Genomic DNA, 15,986 nt, shown 5'->3' on the forward strand with positions numbered 1-15,986 from the left:
CGGTCAGTTCGTTGCGTGAGCCGTTCCGATTGGATTAGCCGCCCGCTGGTTCGCCGACCTCGAGGGCGAGCGTTGCCAGTTCGGCGAACTCCGACGGCGCCATCGCATCGGCACGCTTCTGCAGGAGGTCGTCGTCGGCCGCCTCGACGACCGCGTCGGGGGCACCGAGGTTCGTGATGTGGGCCGTGTTCCGGATCGCGTTCCGGATCGTCTTCCGGCGCTGGGTGAACATCGCCTTCACGAACCGCAGGAAGAAGGCCTCGTCGTCGACCGCGTAGTCGGGCTCGCGGGGCTCGAGCCGAACCACGGCGCTTCGGACCGCCGGCGGCGGCGAGAACGCTTCTTTGGGGATGGACTCGACGAGTTCGGGCTCGGCGTAGTGCTGGGTCGACACTGAGAGCCGCCCGTATTCCGACGTCCCCGGATCGGCGACCATCCGCTCGGCGAACTCCTGTTGGAACATCAGGACGAGCGGGCGCTTCTCGGGCAGCAGCCGGAACGTAATTTCGCTCGAGACGCCGTAGGGAAGGTTCGACACCGACGCCGAGAAGTCGGGCAGGTCGACCTCGAGGGCGTCGCCCTCGAGCACGGTCAGTCGCCCGTCGTCGATCTCGTCGGCGAACTCCTCGCGGAGGAAGGCAGCGAGTTCGCGGTCGCGCTCGACGACGGTCACCGCGTCGGCGACGGCGAGCAGCCGATCGGTCAACGCCCCCGTTCCGCCGCCGATCTCGAGGAGGTGGCTCGTGTTGACGTCGATCTCGGTGAGGTAGGTCGGCAGGCGATCGAGCACGCGGTCGTCGACGAGAAAGTGCTGGTCGCGGTCGGGATCGCCGCGAACGCCCGCGCGCGCGATCAACCCGTCTGGATCTCTCATTGCCGAGGCTAGTGTCGGGCTCGGTGTAAACGCACCGTCTCGAGCCGCGTTCAGGACCGGTCGCGGACGTAGGTAACCGGACAGGGCGCGTTGAGCATGATCTTCTGTGCGGTGCTGCCGAACACGGCCTTCCCCGCCGGCGAGCGCTTCCGGCCGCCGACGACGATGTTGTCGGCCCCGCTCTCCTCGGCGATCCGGAGGATCTCGGACTGTCGGTTGCCGACCGAGGCCCTGACCTCGACGTCGATCCCGGCCTCCTCGAGTCGATCGACGATCTCGCCGACCGGCTGGGTCTCCTGTGCTACCTTCTCCGCGGGCAGATCCCGGCTCTGGATGTCGAACCCGATCTGTGCGACGGCGTCGGGGTAGCTCTGTACGTCGTCGTCGTACTCGTCGGAGCCGACGACGTGTGCGACCACGACCGTCGCCCCTGCCGGTTCGGCGACGTCAATTACGTGTGTGACGAGGTCGTCGACTCGATCGCTGTCACCCGTTCCGACTGGAAGCAGAATCGTCGAGAGCATTGGTACTGGTTAACTCGGTTATCTCTTAAAGATGGGGGTATCGGATACGGAGGGTACAGCGCGGTGGAGCCCGGATTTCGCTCCGTTCGCCGTCGGGTGGAAGAACTCGTCCCGGCGTCCGGTGATTACAGCGGTAGCGAGGCGAAAGCCCACCCCTTCAGGGTGGGATGAAGCCGACAACTGGGAATCTCTCCACGCTCATAGCCATGGTTGGGGTTGGATGTCTGCGTAACATCTTTAGGTGAGTGATTTCTATATACCGACAATGCCTCGTGGGTTCGACAGGGAACGTACCAACGTCCACAAACTCCAGTACCACTTCATCTGGTGTCCGAAGTCAAGCAAAGCGTAGCTTTGCGTACCTCGCGGGATCGAAGATCCCGCTCAGTACCGCAAAGCGGTGCTTGAGGGCGAGGTACGCGACCGCCTCGAAGAACTCATCGAGGAGAAAGCCGACGAACTCGGGTTAGAGATACTGGAGTTGGCGATTCGGCCCGACCACGTACACTTGTTCATCACAGGCGACCCGACGTTCGCCCCGAACAAAATAATGCAACAGGTCAAGGGCTACTCCTCGCGCCACCTCCGCGACGAGTTTGACTTCGGCTTGCCGTCGCTGTGGACGCGCTCGTACTTCGACTCAAGTGCGGGCGACATATCCAGCGAAGTCATCAAGGAGTACATCGACGCCCAAGCAGGTGAGGAATCATGCAACGGAACGTCTCAACCACGGTGCGGGTCAAACTCCACTCGTTGACCAACAGAAAAGCCGACCTACTCACCCGTGAGTACGAGGCGTTCCAGACTGAGGTTCACGGCGGAGACGCCAACCTCTACTCCGCGACCGACCAGCAGGCGTCCAAAGTCCAACGACAGAAAGACCCGAACCCCGGCACCGAACAGCCTGTCGTTCTCCGCAACGACGTGTTCAACGTGTCCTACGACGAGGACACCGTTCTCTCGTCATGGTGGGTGAAGGTTCCCGTCTACGACCCCGAGTGTGGACGGGGCAACTCCATCTGGTGCCCCGCCCGCGTTCCGCACAAGGACGAACAACTCGTCCGTGAGGGCGATATTCGGGACAGCGAACTGGTGCGCCGTGACGGTGACTGGTACGTCCATCTCGTCGTGAAGCGGTCTGTGACCGTCCAAGACGAGTACGACGACGTACTGGCTATCGACATGGGCGCACGCTGGGTCGCTACCTGCGCGTTCCTCTCCGACCGCAAAACCACCTTCTACGGCGAGGAAGTGCGCCGTATCCGAGAACACTACAAGCAACTGCGGAAGTCCATCGGGAAATCCAAACCCCGACAGGGACAACAGGTGGTCGAGCGTATCGGTGACGCGGAAGCGCGGAAGGTGGACGACCGCCTCCACAAAATTGCTCGCCAAATCGTGGAGGATGCCGAAGAACGGAACGCGGTCATCGTTGTGGGCGACCTCGTCGGGATTCGCAAGGACAACGACAAAGGGCGGTACGTCAACGACAAGACTCACAAGATGCCGTTCGCCCGCCTGCTCAACTACATCGAGTACAAAGCCCACGACGCAGGCATCGACGTGCAGTTGGTCAAAGAATACGACACGTCGAAGACGTGCAACCGCTGTGCCTGCAAGGGCGTCCGAGAGACGCAGGGACGCTTTGAGTGTTCCGAGTGTGGGCTGGACGACAACGCCGATAAGAACGGTGCGCTGAACATCGGCAAACGAGCCTTGGGCAAGTTCTCGAAACCGCTGTCCGAGGCGGGGGCTGTACTGGCACAGCCCGAAACGCAGGTCATCGTCCCACGTGACGACGAACCTGCGAACCTCTCCGTATCCGTGGGTTCAACCCCCAGTGGGGGAACCCCACGGCTTTAGCCGTGGGAGGATGTCAGTCCTGTTCCTGCTGGCGGCCGACGAACGTGCGGTACTTCAGATCGTCGTCGCGAAGCTCCTCGAGGATGCGCTCGACGAGGATGTCGCTTGGGTCGTGGAGCCCGGAGACGCGTTCGGAGAGCTCCTCGAAGCTCTCGAAGGGCTTTCGCTTTCGCTCGTCGAGGATGCCGTTTCGCAGCTTCTTGCCGATCCCCGGCAGGAGATTGAGCTGGTGGAGCCGCAGCGTGATCGGCTGGGCGTCGTTGTAGAAGTCGACGAACCGCTCCTCGTTCTCCTCGACGAGGTCCTCGACGACGTACTCGAGTTCGGTCTGTGCACCCGATGAGAGCGCTCCGTACTCGACCTCCTGGCAGTCGACGACGACGTCCCGTTCGTCGGCCGGTTCGATCACGACTTCGCTCCCGATGGTGAGTCGGGTATCTTCGTCGAACGCGACCTGGTAGAGTCCGAAGTCCTCGACGTCCAGTGCGTACCCCGCCGGCGACTTCGCGTACTGCGGTCGGCCGTCGCCGGAGAGCCCGTGTGCGAGGTAGTCCAACACGACTGCGCGTCGAACGTCCGTCTCGTCGCTATCGACTTCGCTCATTGGGCGAGGGTACGGCGACGTTACACTTAAAGAATCGGCCCGCCGTCAGGCGTACTTCGCAACGACGTCGAGGATCTCGTCGAGTTCGTCGCCCGACAGCGAGTAGCGCTGCTGGGCGTACACCGATCGGAGCTCGTCCCGGTTGCGGGGCAGGAGGTCGGTGATCTTGTAGGCCGTCGGCTCGTCGACGTACTCGAGTTCCTGTAAGTCCGCGACGAGTTCGAGAGACTCCTCGGGCTCGAGGACCGCAAAGCGGTTGGCGTGTTCGATCGCTCGCGCGAGCTCGTAGCGCAGCTCGCGGTCCTCGTCCATCGCGCGCTCGGTCTCGATGTCGGCGAGCAGTTCCTTCGTTTCCGAGACGGTCAGGAACTCCTCGTCGACGATCTCTTTGAAGATCGTCATCGGTTCTCAGACCTGAACTTCGTCCTGGTCCTGTGCGCGGAGGTGGGCGGCGGTGACGATCACGGTCTTGTCCTTGCCGCCGTCGGTAATCTGCACCTTGAAGGCGTTGCCCTGTTTCCCGAGGACTTCGCCGGTGAGACCGTCGAAGCGGGGGTGGAAGCGGCCGTTCTGGACGCTGGGGTCGATCTTCAGGTGGACTTTCTGTCCCTCGTCGTACTGCTGAATCGCGCGCTGGGGCGGCGAAGCGCCGCGGTCTCGTGGATTGTTCGAGAGCTTGTCTCGGGTTCCCTGGCGAGGTCCATTAGAGTTCGGCATAGTCGTACGGCTCCCTTACCTCGTGACAGTTATAAAACGCACGTTTGTTCCTCGAGCGCGGCCGTCGCCGACCGAGAACGAACGGCAAGAGTAACCCTCCCCGGCCTCGTTGGGCCGGATATGGACGACGACCCCGCAAGCGACGAGCACGAGCGCTTCCGGTTCGAGACCCGATCGATCCACGCCGGACAGGAACCCGACGAGGAGACCGGCGCGCTGATGACGCCGATCCATGCCAACTCGACCTATCAGCAGGACGCCCCCGGCGAGCACCGCGGCTACGAGTACTCTCGAACCGGCAATCCTACGCGTACGGATCTCGAGGAAAACCTCGCGAGCCTCGAGAACGCCGACTACTGTCTCTTATACACATCTCTGAGCGGCCTGNCCCACCGTATCTTCACGCAGGTGTACGAGGACTACGACGTCGACTTTACCTTCGTCGACATGACCGACCTCGACGCCATCGAGTCGGCGTTTCGCGAGGAGACCGAGCTGTTGTGGCTCGAGACCCCGACCAATCCGCTCATGTCGATCGTCGACATCGAGGCCGCTTCCGAGATCGCCCACGCTCACGATGCGCTGTGTGCGATCGACAACACGTTCGCGACGCCGTACCTCCAGCGCCCGCTCGAGCTGGGCGCCGACATCGTCTCGCACTCGCTGACGAAGTACCTCGGCGGTCACTCCGACGTGGTCGGGGGCGCCCTGCTGACTAACGACGAGCAACTCGACGAACGGTTCGGCTTCTACCAGAACGCCGTGGGCGCGACGCCGGGTCCCTTCGATAGCTTCCTCGTCCTTCGCGGTACGAAGACCCTTCCCGTTCGGATGGATCGCCACTGCGAGAACGCCCGCCAGATCGCCGACTGGCTCGCGGACCATCCGGACGTCGATCGGGTCTACTACCCCGGGCTCGAGTCCCATCCCGGCCACGAGATCGCCCGCGAGCAGATGGACGACTTCGGCGGGATGTTGAGCTTCGAGCTCGACGCGAGTCTCGAGGAGACCAGCGAGGTCGTCTCGAACACCGAGGTCTTCACCCTCGCGGAGAGCCTCGGCGGCGTCGAGAGTCTGATCGAGCAGCCCGCACCGATGACCCACGCCGCGATCCCCCGTGAGGAACGCCTCGAGGCCGGACTCACCGACGGCCTCGTCCGCGTCTCGGTGGGGATCGAACACGCCGACGACCTGATCGCCGACCTCGAGACGGCCATCGAATCGGCGCTGCGCTGATCGGCCACAATCCTTTCGTCCCGGCGTCTCGAGCCACCGGCTATGAGCACCGACAGCGAGGACCCCGGCGTCTACCTCCTGCCGATCACCGTCGACTACGGCGGTCGCGAGCTGACGATCACCCCGACGGCCGTCGAGACCGACCGCGGGCTGGTCCTGATCGACGTCGGCCCGCCTGGCGCCGTCGACGGGCTTCGAACCCACCTCCGCGGGCTGGGGTTCGACCTCGAGGACGTCTGGCTCGTCCTCGTCACCCACCACGACGGCGACCACGTCGGTGGACTCGAGGAGCTGCTCGAGCGGGTCGATCCGATCGTCGCGACCCACCGCGAGGAGGCGCCCTACGTTACCGGCGACCGGGACCCAATCAAGGGCGACCCGGACGAGTACCGATCCATTCCCATCGATCTGGAGATCACCGGTGGTGCCCGGGTGCCGACGGTCGCAGGACCGATGGAGATCGTCGAGACGCCCGGGCACTCGCCGGGTCACGTCTCCTTACACTTCTCGGATCACGGCCTGCTGCTGGCCGGCGACGCGCTCGTTGCCGACGGAGACGAGCCGCTTTCGGGCCCGAAACCCGAGTTCACGCCCGACATGGAGCGTGCGGCGGAGTCGGTCGGCCGGCTCGCCGACCTCGAGATCGAACAGGTCGTCTGCTTCCACGGCGGCCACGCCGAGGCCGGGAGCGAGCGCCTCGCGGAGATCAACGAGGAGCTGCGCGGGTAATCGAGACCGACGAGCACCGAATTTCGATTGAAACGCCGTCGAGCGCGGCGACGTCGTCGGCTCGGCGCGGCCTCGAACGCGGGCCGCGCGACTGACAGCGCTATGCCCCTCGCTCGAGTAGCGGGACGACGACGTGGCGTCTCACCGATCGTCGACGGTGCGGATCGCGTACGCGGCGACCGGCTGGTGGGTCGCGTTCGCGGCGCTCAGCTTCTACTGGGCGGCCGGCGGGACGATCGGGGTTTCGACGCTCGGCGCGGGAATCGGGGCACTCGCGGCGGAGCGAGAGCCCTGGTTCGTCGCGACGGTCGCGGCGACAGGCGTCCTGAAACTCGTCCCCGCCGTGCTCGCGCTCTCGCTGGTTCGGCCGTGGGGTGATCGGCTCCCGAGCCGGTTCCGCGCCGTCGCGGTCGGCGGACTGGGCGTTCTCTCGGTGCTGTACGGTGCGGTCGGGATCGCGGCGAAACTGCTCGTACTCGTCGGCGTCGTCACTCCCGGCGGAATCGACGCTCGAGGGTTCTGGGGCCACCTCCTCGTCTGGGATCCGGTCTGGGTGCTCGGCGGTGCGTTGCTGTGCGCCGCGGCGGTTCGCTCACGCCGAGAGCCGAGCGAGGCGTCGCACTGACGTCGCCTCGCCGTCACTCCGTGACGACGTGGCCCTCGAGGTAGTTCTCGATTTTGTCGTTGCTCGACTGTACCCGCTTGCAGAAGGTGAGGACTCGGTCGCCGTCCTCCCGACGATCGCTCTCGATTTCGAGGGTCAGTCCCTGCTTGCGGAGGTGCTCGAGCAGCGCCTCGACCGTTTCGGAACTCGCGCGGACGGTGTGGCGTTCGCCGACCGTCCCGCCGTCGCCGACGGTGTCGATGGCCTCGCGCATCGACAGCAAGATTGCCTCGCCCAGTTCGTGAGCCCGCTTGCGGGCGATATCGTCGCTCCCGTCGACCTCGATCGTTCGGAACCCCTCCCGCAGCAGCCGTCGGAACATGAACGGCTGTCCGTAGTCGAACGGTAGCGAGAACGCGTACGCGAGGTCGCTCCGCGTCGAGGCCGACGTCGTGTACTTCAGCAGCGTCGTCGCGTCGGGCGAGCGCATCACGACGCCCTCCCGGTTCTCGGCCTCGAGATCCTCGACGATCCGTAACACCTCGTCCGCCGCCTCGTCGACGTCGTAACTGCCGAACAGTCGGGTCTGGGGGACACCGTACCGATCGTAGCGCTCGCGGCGCGCTTCGACGGCGAGGGGCTCGCCGGACTGTCGGTCCCGCCAGTCGAACGCTCGGAACGCGAGCGAGTCGACCTCGGGGTAGTCGTGGGCGGTGTAGGGGTTCTCCGGGCCGATCATCTCGCCACAGACCATCGCCCCCGGATGGTCGTCGAACAGCGCCTCGAGGTCGACCAGGCGCTCTATGATCCGGGTCGTGAACGGACAGACCATCCCGCTGCGGGTAAACGCCAGCCGCTCGCCCTCGAGGCAGACGACGCGGACGTTGTAGCCGTTGAGCTTCTCCTCGACGACGACTCGATCCTCGAACTGAGTCGGGATCCCCGTCTCGAGGACGAGGGCCCGAGGAACCTTCGGGAACCCGCGGACGACCTCGCGGTCGATCAGGACGGTCCCTCGCTCGATACCGCGGCGGTAGTCCGGGACGTGGCGGTACTCCCGGCCCTCGTAGCTGCGGTCCTCGAGATGCTCCTCGAGGCCTTCGAATGCAGACTCGCCGATCCCGAGCGGCCTGTGGTACTCGGTATCACTCATCATAGGTAGGTACTACGGCGAGCGAAATAACTGCCGGGGCGCTCGGAGAGGACGGACGATTGGGTCGGCTACAGCTCCAGCCCGCAGTGGGTACACATCGTTCGATCCGGATCGTTCGGGGCGCCGCAGTCGGCGCAGTTCACGGTCGAGCTGGCGGCTTCGTTCCCCGTTTCGGCACGAACCGGCGCACCGCACTCGCCGCAGTACCGGACCGACTCCCCGGGCTCGATACTGTCGACGTCGAACTCGAGGCTCGTCCCGCAGCGGGTGCAGTAGTTCGGCCAGCCGGAACCGTCGTCGCTCCCGCCTCGCCGTCGTTCCCGATGCACCTGCACGACGCCGACGACAAACAGGGTTCCGAACGCAGCCCAGCCGATCGGACCCAGCGCGAGGAACGCCGTGAACAGCACGTAGGCGAGCGCGAGGAGGCCGATCGCCTGGAGTGCGGTGCGAACGCTCATATCGATCGTGTCGAGTCGCTCCGGATAAGTTTTCTCTCCGAATGGGGTCCCGAAGCGGAATTCTCATCGGTGCGCGGCGACAACTCGCGGCCATGCGAATCGAACTCCGCGTCTGCCAGCACTGTCTCGAGGGCGACCACGGCAACGAGCGTCGCACCGAGGTCATCAACGACATGGTCGCCTGCGCGGAGCGAATCCGCGAGCACAAGGACGTCATCGACCTCGAGGAGGTCGTCATCCGTCGGGTGACCGAGACCGACCCCGGCAAACCCGAGTCGCTGCCGGTCGTCTCGGCGACGATCCAGGATGATCAGATCGTGCTCAACGACCTCCAGCTCGTTACCGAGGGGCCGGACGGGAACATGCTCATGTACGTCGATCCTCAGGACATCATGACCGTCCTCGCGGGCAACGTCGACGAGATCAGCAAGGCCGTCCACGAGGACGTCACGGTCGACCTCTCCTCGACCAGCGCGGAGATGATCTCGGAGGCCGACCTCGGGGCCCGGGGGCCGAACACCGACGAACCCTGATCCGGCTGCGAACCCAGCTATTTCTCCCTCGAGGACGTACCCCCGTTCATGTCCGTCGACGCGTTCAAACAGCGGTTCGTCCTCGACACGTCGCTGTTTCTCACCGAGGAGATTCGCCGGGACGGCGAGTCGCTCGAGGACGCGGTGCTCCGGCTGCTCGAGCTGATCGCGAACGCCCGCCTCAACCTCGGCATCTCCTGTTACGTCCCGCCGACGATCCACGACGAGCTGACGACGATGCTCGAGGCCCGCGGCGTGAGCGAGGAGGTCTACTCGAAGCTCAACACCTGGGTGATCCGCAAACACCCCGATCGGTACGCCGTCTCGATTCCCGCTAACGTCGTCTACAGCTTCGTCGACGAGATGAGCGGTCGGGTCGACCGCGGGTTACGGGTCTCCGAGAAGGCGGTTCGTCGCGCCGAGGACAGCGCCGACGAACTCCTCGAGGACCACGATCACAAGACCGAGGTCGACGCGGTGATCTCGGAGCTACGCGAGAAGTACCGCGACGCGATGCGCACCGGTGTGCTCGACTCCCGCGAGGACTTCGACCTGCTGATCCTCGCCCGCGAGCTCGAGGCCGGCGTCGTCACGGAGGACCGGGGAATCATCGACTGGACGGAGGACTTCGGGCTGCGGTACATCCGCGGCCGGGAGTTTCCGGACCTGCTCGAGCAGTACCTCACGGCCGTCGATTCCGACTCGAAGCGGACGATCGACTGACCGGTGGCTCCGTGTCCCGGTCGTGCCACACGAAACCGTGTCATATCTACCCTTGGGCAGATCTATCAAACGCTCGTCCGCCCACAACTCTTTTCGATGGTCGTTCGTGTACGAAATAGCTGTAACTCTTGCAGGTGCGGTCACCCTTATCACCGCCTCGGCGGCTACGATTCGTCGTGAACCGACGCAATCTTCTGAAGGGTATCGGTGCAACGTCTGCAGTCTCGATTTCCGGACTTGCGGGCTGTCTCGACGACGAGTCGGGTGACGGGGAGTTCCCCTCGGACTCGCTCACGTGGATGATCCCCTGGTCGGAAGGGGGCGGCACGGACACCTACGCGCGCCAGCTCGAGCCGCTGATGAGCGACGCGCTCGACGAGCCGATCGAGATCGACAACAGGGCCGGCGCGGCGAGCCTGCTGGGCATCGAGTGGCTCCACGGCCAGGACGACGACGGCTACACGTTCGGAACGGCCAACACCCCCAGCTGGCAGTTCGCCTGGCGGATGGAGGACGTCGAGGCCTGGGAGCCGACCGAGTTCGAGCCGATCGCGTACTTCGGCGTCTTCGGGTACACGATCATCGTCAACGACGACTACGACGTCGAGGACTACGCAGACCTGCAGGACGCCTACGCCGACGGCGAACTCGAGAACTTCGCGGTCCAGGGGGTCGGCCACGACAGCCACGTCGCGGCCTACCTGCTCCGGGACGACTACGACCTCGCATGGGACAACGTGGTCCCCTACGACGGCGGCGGCGAGGTCAACGAGGCGGTCATCTCCGGCGAGGCGCCCGCGGGCATCGCGACGAACACCTCCGCGATCACGGCCGAGGAATCGGGTAACGTCTCGGCGGTCGTCAACCTGATGGACACCGAGCTCGACGCCTTCCCCGAGATCGATCAGATCACCGACTACGGCGACAGCATGGCCTACCTCACCGAGTTCCGTCAGACCCAGATCGCGCCGCCCGGAACGCCGACGGACGTCCGGGAGGAACTCGAGGCCGCGACCGAACACGCCGCGACCCACGAGGAGGCCGAGGAGTGGGCCGAGGAGACGGGGAACGTCCTCGAGTTCGGCGACATGGACGACGCTGCCGCGGACATGGAGGGCGCACTCGAGGAACTCGAGGAGAACATCGACTTCGAGGGGTTCCAGCAGCAGATCGAAGACGACGAGTAGCCCCACCGATCGCGACGGCACGTCCGTCCGCGTTCGCTTTTCTCACTGCGATCGAGCCCGCTCCCGCACCATGAGCCAGCACGCACAGCAGAAGCCGACGGCGACCGTCGCCGCGAGAATGCCGAAGGCGATCCGGTAGCCGAACTCGGTGTACGCGACGGTGCCCTCGACGGTCTCGCCGGTCTGGTAGGCGTCGAGCGCCACCCCCATCGCCGCTGGCAGGACTGTGCCGCCGACGAACCCCGCAGTGTTGACGGTCGCGGTCGCGATCCCGCTCGCGCTCGGCGGGTAGCGCTCCTTGACGACCGACAGCGACAACATTGCGGCGCCAAAGAGGAATCCGCAGGCCAGATAGGAGACGGCGACGACCGCCAGCGGCGGCTGACCGAAGACGGGGACGGCAGCGAGCGCGACCGCGAACAGCCCGATCCCGACGGTCATCGGCAGCAACCGCCGTTCGATCCGGTCGGAGAACCAGCCGATCGTCGTCGGCCCGAGCAACACGCCGACCGACGCGAGCAGGGTGAAATAGGAGGCCGTCGTCACATCGAGTTCGTAGACGACAACGATGTAGGGGACGCCCCACATCCCGACAAGGGTCAACATCGCCCCGTTACCGGCGAAGAAGACGATCGACAGCAGCCACTGATCGAGATCCCGAGCGAGCGTCCGCAGGTGGTCACCCAGCTCCGCGAGCGTAATGTCGGGCTGTTCGGGGACGCCCTCGATCGGCTCGAGGCCCGCCGCGGCCGGGGACTGGCGTGCCAGGACGAAGACGGCGCCCGCGGCGACGATTCCGACGCCACCAAGCGAGAGAATCGTCGCGCGCCAGCCGAACTGACCGACGGTGACGGCCAGCGGCGTCGTCGCGAGGATCGCCCCGAGACCCGCGATACTGCCGGTCAGCCCGGTCATCGTCGCGAACTCGTCGGGGCGGTACCAGTTGGCACAGAAGCGCAGGATCGAGACGAAAATAACGCCGCTCCCGAGGCCGATGAGCGCCCGCGAAGCGAACGCCGCGAGGTAGCTCCCGCTCAGGGCGAACCCGACCGCGCCCAGGCTCAGGACGATCCCGCCGATCGAGCCGACGTAGCGCGGGCCGAGCCGGTCGGCGAGCACGCCAGTCGGGATCTGGATGGCGGCGTAGATGAGAAAGAAGGAGGCGTGGAGCGTCCCTAGCTGGGCTGCGCTGGTCTCGAAATCGACCGTCAGCTCCTCGGAGATGACAGCCGTCGAGAGCCGGTGGAGATTGACTAGCAGGAAGACGGTCGCCAGCGCGGCCCACGCGAGCCACCGACGTTTCGTCGGGTCCGACAGAACGTTCACACGGCAGGGGTTTCTCGAGAGGTGAAGTAAGCGTTCGGAGACCCGTCGGTCTTGCCGATTCGAGAGCGCGGCCGCTCTCGAGTTTGCGGTCGGAAAACGACTATCGCTCGAGTCGGATCAGATGCGGCCGACGTTCTCGACGCCGACGCTCTCGACGCCGTCGACCTCGGAGAAGTTCTCCTCGACGGCTTCCGTGCCGCCCGAGCCGTCGGGAACGATGACCGTCGGGTAGAGGGCGATGAGGCCGAACGCGACGTCTTCGCGCTCGACGCCGTTGATCTTGGCACCCTCGGGGAGGGCGCTCTCAAGGCGCTCCTGGAGCGCGTCGAGGTCGATATCGGGACTGTCCGGCATGACCTTGATTTTGGCAGCGACTTTTCCCATTGTTATGGTCCGGTGAATCCGCAGTCGGGACACTCGTAGAGGTTGCTCTGCTTGCGACACTTGGCACAGCGGAAGACGCGCGTGCCACAGTCGGGACACTTGAACGCGGCGGCGTTCGTGCCCGCGATGTTGATTCCACAGGAGACACAGGAGCGTCTGTCCTGCCCGTCCGTCGTACTCATACCCCTCCCTTTTTGCCCGTCGTTTTTAACCCTTGCGAGGTCGAACTCACCGACCGAATCTCCGCACAGCGGGATCGACTCGCCCGCCTTCGACGAAAGCGGGCGCGTCGAACTCAACATTCAAATTCGTGTAGCCCGAACCCTCGTCGAATGCGCCTCGACGACTATATCGAGAGCTTAGAGCCCGACGAGGAGGCCGAGCGACGCCGGCTCGCGAAGGAGAAGTCCTACGCGATCACCGACCACCTCGAGGAGTTCGAGCGCAACTTCGAGCGGGCGCTGTCGGGCGACAGCCTCGTGGGGTCGACCGCACCCTCGATCTTCGTCGGGCGCTCGAACTACCCCGATATCCCGATCGGGGTACTCTCGCCGGTCGGCGACGAGGGCGCGGCCGAGGAGTACGTCACGGACGGCGACTGGTACCGGCAGGGGTACGGGATCGACGACGTGCTCCAGCGCCGGACCGGACTCCTGAACTCGAACAAGCGCGCGAACGTCGACTCCCCGAGCATCGCCAGTCGGCTGGCGCCGACCGTCCACGACAGCTGGGACGGGTTCGTCGGCGTCCAGCGGGAGGTCGCCATCGCCGACCGTCCCGTCGACCTCGAGATCGGTCTCGACGACAAACCGGATCTCGGGCTCGAGCCGGGGACCGACGTCGCGACCCCCCGCGGTCCACGCGCGAACGCCCGGAACGCCGAACTGCGGGAGAACCCCCACGTTCCACGCCCGGTCAAGAAGACCCTCGAGGACGACGACTGGCAGGCCCAGGGCGCGATGACCTACCTCTACCGGCGCGGGTTCGATGTCTACGAGATCAACTCGATCCTCTCGGCGGGCGCGCTCGGCGAGCGCGACCAGCGCCGGCTCGTCCCGACCCGGTGGTCGATCACGGCCGTCGACGACACGGTCGGCCAGTTCCTGCGGGGTCGCATCTGGAACGAGCCGAGCATCGACGAGGTCCAGGTGCGGGTCAACGAGTACATGGGCAACCGGTACTGGATCGTGCTCGCCCCCGGTACCTGGGAGTTCGAACTCGTCGAGATGAAGGCCCCGGGCAGCATCTGGAACCCCAATCCCGACGACGGGGTCTGGCTCCAGAGCGCCAGCGAGGGGTACGAGGGGCGGACGAGCTACGTCGAGGAGACCGCGGGCGCCTACTACGCCGCCCGCCTGGGCGTCCTCGAGTACCTCGAGTCGATCGGCCGGCAGGCGAAGTGTCTGGTGCTCCGGGAGGTCAGCGACCACTACTGGGCGCCCGTCGGCGTCTGGCAGGTCCGCGAGAGCGTCCGCAACGCCTTCGACGGCGTCCCGGGCGAGGCCAGCGAACTGTCCCTCGAGGGTAGGGAGGGCCTCGCCGGGAAGTACGGCGAGGCCGAAACCTTCCACGACGCGGTCGCCGGTCTCGCGCCCCAGCTGCCGATCTCCGCGGCCCGGCTCCGGCGAAAGTCCGAGCTCGCCGCGGGGCTGCAGTCGAACCTGAGCGCCTTCTCGAGCACCGACGGCTGAGTCGCGAGATTCCGAAACCCCTTCCTCTAAGCGGACGCCGAACGTAGACGATCCATGCTTCCGTTCCTCGGTCCCGACCTCGTCCCGATCCTGGCGATGCTCGTCCTTCTCGTCGGGGTTCCCGCCTTCGTCGTCGTCGTTCTGGCGGTGGTTTCGGGGTACATTCAGCACGACGCGGAGCAGCGACTGGCCGAACTCGAGGAGGAGTAGTCCGGGTTTTCGTCGACGGCGACCAGCCGGTCAGGAATCGGCGCTCGCACCTGTCGATCCGGTTCACCGATCAGAGGTCAGTCGTCGGCCGTCCCGGGATCGGCACCGGGAACGTCTCGAGAGGTCGACTCGAGGCGGACGTCGTCGGCCGTAAGCGCGGTCTCGTTGAAGACGTTCAGTCCGGCCTTGAAGACGGCGAGCAACACGGGTCCGAGGAACAGGCCCATGATTCCCAGCAGGTAGATGCCGCCGATGACGCCGATCAGGACGACTGCGGGGTGGAGCCCGGTACGGCGGTCGACGAAGATCGCCCGCAGGTAGTTGTCGACGACCGAGAGCACGGCGAGTCCGTACAGCAACAGCGCGATCCCCGGAAGCGGGCCGGCCGTCATCAGGAGGTAGGCGACGGCGGGGCCCCAGACGAGCCAGACGCCGATCGCCGGGAGGAAGGAGACGACGACCATGACGATCGTCCAGAAGGCGACGTTGGGGACGCCGAGCAGGTAGAAGCCGAGCCCGCCGAGCAGTCCCTCGACGACGGCGACGAAGACGTGACTCTTGATCACCGCCCAGGTGACGACGTCGACCTCCGCGAACAGCTCGTCGCGAACCCGATCCTCGAGCGGGGCGACCGCGGCCAGCCAGCCGACGAACGTCCGCCCGTCGGCGAGCAGGTAGTACAGCAGGAAGACGAGGACCAACAGCCCGAGGCTCAGTCGGATGCTCGCGTCCACCAGCCCGACCAGCTCTCCGAGCATGACGTCGACCGCGTTGTCGAACAGTCCGTTCACCTCCGCGACCAGCTGCGCGCGGGTCGCCGCAACGAGTTCGGGATCGATCCCGAGACCGATCGCCCACTCGCTGGCGGTCTCGATGGCGGCCGCCTCGTCGAACCGGTTCAGAAAGGAGAATATCGTCTGGACGGTAACGATCGAGAGATAGAGGATCGGGATGACCGCGGCGACGATGGCGACCCCGGTGAGGACGAGCGCCGATGGCCGGGAGCCGATCCGCCGCTCGAGGCGTTCGTGGGCGGGGTAGAGCACGAACGCGAGCAGCCCGGCCGCCAGCACGTACTGCAACAGCGGCGCGAGGATGAGCGTCGTGACCGCCGCGAGGGCGAATAGGAGGAGGGCGAAGAACGTGGTTCTGACGTCCATACGCTAC

20 protein-coding genes and 1 pseudogene are annotated in these 15,986 nt (G+C 65.6%); 10 read left to right on the forward strand and 11 right to left on the reverse strand.

The genetic code is table 11. From position 1 onward, the window contains the following. Window positions 1–34: 34 nt before the first annotated feature. Window positions 35–874, reverse strand: a complete 840-nt coding sequence (locus C491_RS21005) for a 16S ribosomal RNA methyltransferase A (RefSeq protein WP_005560002.1) — start codon at window positions 872–874, stop codon at window positions 35–37. 50 nt (window positions 875–924) lie between these two features. Next, on the reverse strand, window positions 925–1,398 hold the full coding sequence (locus tag C491_RS21010) for a universal stress protein (RefSeq protein ID WP_005560003.1): 474 nt from the start codon (window positions 1,396–1,398) through the stop codon (window positions 925–927). Between the two features lie 265 nt (window positions 1,399–1,663). Between C491_RS21010 and tnpA the strand changes: the two are divergent. Continuing rightward, a pseudogene (tnpA, locus tag C491_RS21015) lies at window positions 1,664–2,155 on the forward strand (IS200/IS605 family transposase). After that, window positions 2,107–3,261, forward strand: coding sequence for an RNA-guided endonuclease InsQ/TnpB family protein (locus tag C491_RS21020; protein WP_049892451.1), 1,155 nt, complete (start codon window positions 2,107–2,109; stop codon window positions 3,259–3,261). The pseudogene tnpA and the gene C491_RS21020 overlap by 49 nt, the downstream one beginning before the upstream one ends. Window positions 3,262–3,274: 13 nt before the next feature. On the opposite strand, the gene C491_RS21025 is transcribed toward C491_RS21020, so the two are convergent. The 3 genes from C491_RS21025 to C491_RS21035 are packed head-to-tail and all read right to left on the reverse strand — an operon-like array spanning window position 3,275 to window position 4,582. Beyond that, window positions 3,275–3,865: a DUF655 domain-containing protein gene (locus tag C491_RS21025; RefSeq protein WP_005560010.1), complete on the reverse strand. Its 591-nt coding sequence runs from the start codon at window positions 3,863–3,865 to the stop codon at window positions 3,275–3,277. A 45-nt stretch (window positions 3,866–3,910) separates the two neighbouring features. After that, the gene (locus tag C491_RS21030) at window positions 3,911–4,267 is read right to left on the reverse strand and encodes an RNA polymerase Rpb4 family protein (RefSeq protein WP_005560011.1); all 357 of its coding nucleotides are present in this window, start codon (window positions 4,265–4,267) and stop codon (window positions 3,911–3,913) included. A gap of 6 nt (window positions 4,268–4,273) precedes the next feature. Next, window positions 4,274–4,582 carry a 50S ribosomal protein L21e gene (locus C491_RS21035; RefSeq protein WP_005560014.1) on the reverse strand — a complete coding sequence of 103 codons (309 nt, stop codon included), beginning with the start codon at window positions 4,580–4,582 and terminating at the stop codon, window positions 4,274–4,276. Between the two features lie 120 nt (window positions 4,583–4,702). Here C491_RS21035 and C491_RS21040 point away from each other — a divergent pair, with 120 nt between their 5' ends. The 3 genes from C491_RS21040 (at window position 4,703) to C491_RS21050 (ending at window position 7,172) form a co-directional block, all read left to right on the forward strand. Continuing rightward, window positions 4,703–5,818, forward strand: coding sequence for a cystathionine gamma-synthase (locus tag C491_RS21040; protein WP_005560016.1), 1,116 nt, complete (start codon window positions 4,703–4,705; stop codon window positions 5,816–5,818). A gap of 42 nt (window positions 5,819–5,860) precedes the next feature. Beyond that, window positions 5,861–6,547 carry an MBL fold metallo-hydrolase gene (locus tag C491_RS21045; protein ID WP_005560017.1) on the forward strand — a complete coding sequence of 229 codons (687 nt, stop codon included), beginning with the start codon at window positions 5,861–5,863 and terminating at the stop codon, window positions 6,545–6,547. A gap of 133 nt (window positions 6,548–6,680) precedes the next feature. After that, window positions 6,681–7,172, forward strand: coding sequence for a DUF3995 domain-containing protein (locus tag C491_RS21050; RefSeq protein ID WP_005560019.1), 492 nt, complete (start codon window positions 6,681–6,683; stop codon window positions 7,170–7,172). Between the two features lie 13 nt (window positions 7,173–7,185). Here the strand turns inward: C491_RS21050 and C491_RS21055 are convergent, their stop codons facing one another. Beyond that, on the reverse strand, window positions 7,186–8,304 hold the full coding sequence (locus C491_RS21055; RefSeq protein ID WP_049892459.1) for an RNA ligase: 1,119 nt from the start codon (window positions 8,302–8,304) through the stop codon (window positions 7,186–7,188). 68 nt (window positions 8,305–8,372) lie between these two features. After that, a complete protein-coding gene (locus tag C491_RS21060) occupies window positions 8,373–8,765 on the reverse strand; it encodes a zinc ribbon domain-containing protein (protein ID WP_005560023.1) in 393 nt (130 codons plus the stop codon). Between the two features lie 92 nt (window positions 8,766–8,857). Here C491_RS21060 and C491_RS21065 point away from each other — a divergent pair, with 92 nt between their 5' ends. From C491_RS21065 to C491_RS21075, 3 genes are all read left to right on the forward strand, one after another. After that, window positions 8,858–9,298, forward strand: coding sequence for a hypothetical protein (locus C491_RS21065; RefSeq protein ID WP_005560025.1), 441 nt, complete (start codon window positions 8,858–8,860; stop codon window positions 9,296–9,298). Between the two features lie 48 nt (window positions 9,299–9,346). Further along, window positions 9,347–10,021, forward strand: coding sequence for an RNA ligase partner protein (locus tag C491_RS21070; RefSeq protein ID WP_005560027.1), 675 nt, complete (start codon window positions 9,347–9,349; stop codon window positions 10,019–10,021). A gap of 176 nt (window positions 10,022–10,197) precedes the next feature. Next, window positions 10,198–11,208, forward strand: coding sequence for a Bug family tripartite tricarboxylate transporter substrate binding protein (locus tag C491_RS21075; RefSeq protein WP_005560029.1), 1,011 nt, complete (start codon window positions 10,198–10,200; stop codon window positions 11,206–11,208). Window positions 11,209–11,250: 42 nt separating this feature from the next. Here the strand turns inward: C491_RS21075 and C491_RS21080 are convergent, their stop codons facing one another. The 3 genes from C491_RS21080 to C491_RS21090 form a co-directional block, all read right to left on the reverse strand. Next, entirely contained in the window at window positions 11,251–12,534 is a 1,284-nt protein-coding gene (locus C491_RS21080; RefSeq protein ID WP_005560031.1) for an MFS transporter, read from the reverse strand. Window positions 12,535–12,651: 117 nt separating this feature from the next. Then, complete coding sequence (locus tag C491_RS21085) at window positions 12,652–12,918, reverse strand: elongation factor 1-beta (protein ID WP_005560032.1); 267 nt, start codon at window positions 12,916–12,918, stop codon at window positions 12,652–12,654. Window positions 12,919–12,920: 2 nt separating this feature from the next. Beyond that, window positions 12,921–13,100: an HVO_2753 family zinc finger protein gene (locus C491_RS21090; RefSeq protein ID WP_005560033.1), complete on the reverse strand. Its 180-nt coding sequence runs from the start codon at window positions 13,098–13,100 to the stop codon at window positions 12,921–12,923. Window positions 13,101–13,250: 150 nt separating this feature from the next. Here C491_RS21090 and nreA point away from each other — a divergent pair, with 150 nt between their 5' ends. Both nreA and C491_RS23470 read left to right on the forward strand, forming a co-directional pair. Beyond that, on the forward strand, window positions 13,251–14,609 hold the full coding sequence (gene nreA, locus C491_RS21095; protein WP_005560034.1) for a DNA repair protein NreA: 1,359 nt from the start codon (window positions 13,251–13,253) through the stop codon (window positions 14,607–14,609). A gap of 54 nt (window positions 14,610–14,663) precedes the next feature. Then, on the forward strand, window positions 14,664–14,819 hold the full coding sequence (locus C491_RS23470) for a hypothetical protein (RefSeq protein ID WP_005560035.1): 156 nt from the start codon (window positions 14,664–14,666) through the stop codon (window positions 14,817–14,819). A gap of 77 nt (window positions 14,820–14,896) precedes the next feature. Here C491_RS23470 and C491_RS21100 read toward each other — a convergent pair whose 3' ends face one another. Continuing rightward, on the reverse strand, window positions 14,897–15,979 hold the full coding sequence (locus C491_RS21100) for an AI-2E family transporter (protein WP_005560036.1): 1,083 nt from the start codon (window positions 15,977–15,979) through the stop codon (window positions 14,897–14,899). Window positions 15,980–15,986 lie beyond the last annotated feature (7 nt).

The sequence above is a fragment of the Natronococcus amylolyticus DSM 10524 genome (assembly GCF_000337675.1).
In the GTDB taxonomy this organism is placed as follows: Archaea; Halobacteriota; Halobacteria; order Halobacteriales; family Natrialbaceae; genus Natronococcus; species Natronococcus amylolyticus.

Bases quoted from the DNA above. Each gene is read 5' to 3' on its own strand.
- C491_RS21005 (WP_005560002.1), bottom strand. From the start codon at position 874: ATGAGAGATCCAGACGGGTTGATCGCGCGCGCGGGCGTTCGCGGCGAT.
- C491_RS21010 (WP_005560003.1), bottom strand. From the start codon at position 1,398: ATGCTCTCGACGATTCTGCTTCCAGTCGGAACGGGTGACAGCGATCGA.
- C491_RS21020 (WP_049892451.1), top strand. From the start codon at position 2,107: ATGCAACGGAACGTCTCAACCACGGTGCGGGTCAAACTCCACTCGTTG.
- C491_RS21025 (WP_005560010.1), bottom strand. From the start codon at position 3,865: ATGAGCGAAGTCGATAGCGACGAGACGGACGTTCGACGCGCAGTCGTG.
- C491_RS21030 (WP_005560011.1), bottom strand. From the start codon at position 4,267: ATGACGATCTTCAAAGAGATCGTCGACGAGGAGTTCCTGACCGTCTCG.
- C491_RS21035 (WP_005560014.1), bottom strand. From the start codon at position 4,582: ATGCCGAACTCTAATGGACCTCGCCAGGGAACCCGAGACAAGCTCTCG.
- C491_RS21045 (WP_005560017.1), top strand. From the start codon at position 5,861: ATGAGCACCGACAGCGAGGACCCCGGCGTCTACCTCCTGCCGATCACC.
- C491_RS21055 (WP_049892459.1), bottom strand. From the start codon at position 8,304: ATGAGTGATACCGAGTACCACAGGCCGCTCGGGATCGGCGAGTCTGCA.
- C491_RS21060 (WP_005560023.1), bottom strand. From the start codon at position 8,765: ATGAGCGTTCGCACCGCACTCCAGGCGATCGGCCTCCTCGCGCTCGCC.
- C491_RS21065 (WP_005560025.1), top strand. From the start codon at position 8,858: ATGCGAATCGAACTCCGCGTCTGCCAGCACTGTCTCGAGGGCGACCAC.
- C491_RS21070 (WP_005560027.1), top strand. From the start codon at position 9,347: ATGTCCGTCGACGCGTTCAAACAGCGGTTCGTCCTCGACACGTCGCTG.
- C491_RS21085 (WP_005560032.1), bottom strand. From the start codon at position 12,918: ATGGGAAAAGTCGCTGCCAAAATCAAGGTCATGCCGGACAGTCCCGAT.
- C491_RS21090 (WP_005560033.1), bottom strand. From the start codon at position 13,100: ATGAGTACGACGGACGGGCAGGACAGACGCTCCTGTGTCTCCTGTGGA.
- nreA (WP_005560034.1), top strand. From the start codon at position 13,251: ATGCGCCTCGACGACTATATCGAGAGCTTAGAGCCCGACGAGGAGGCC.
- C491_RS23470 (WP_005560035.1), top strand. From the start codon at position 14,664: ATGCTTCCGTTCCTCGGTCCCGACCTCGTCCCGATCCTGGCGATGCTC.
- C491_RS21100 (WP_005560036.1), bottom strand. From the start codon at position 15,979: ATGGACGTCAGAACCACGTTCTTCGCCCTCCTCCTATTCGCCCTCGCG.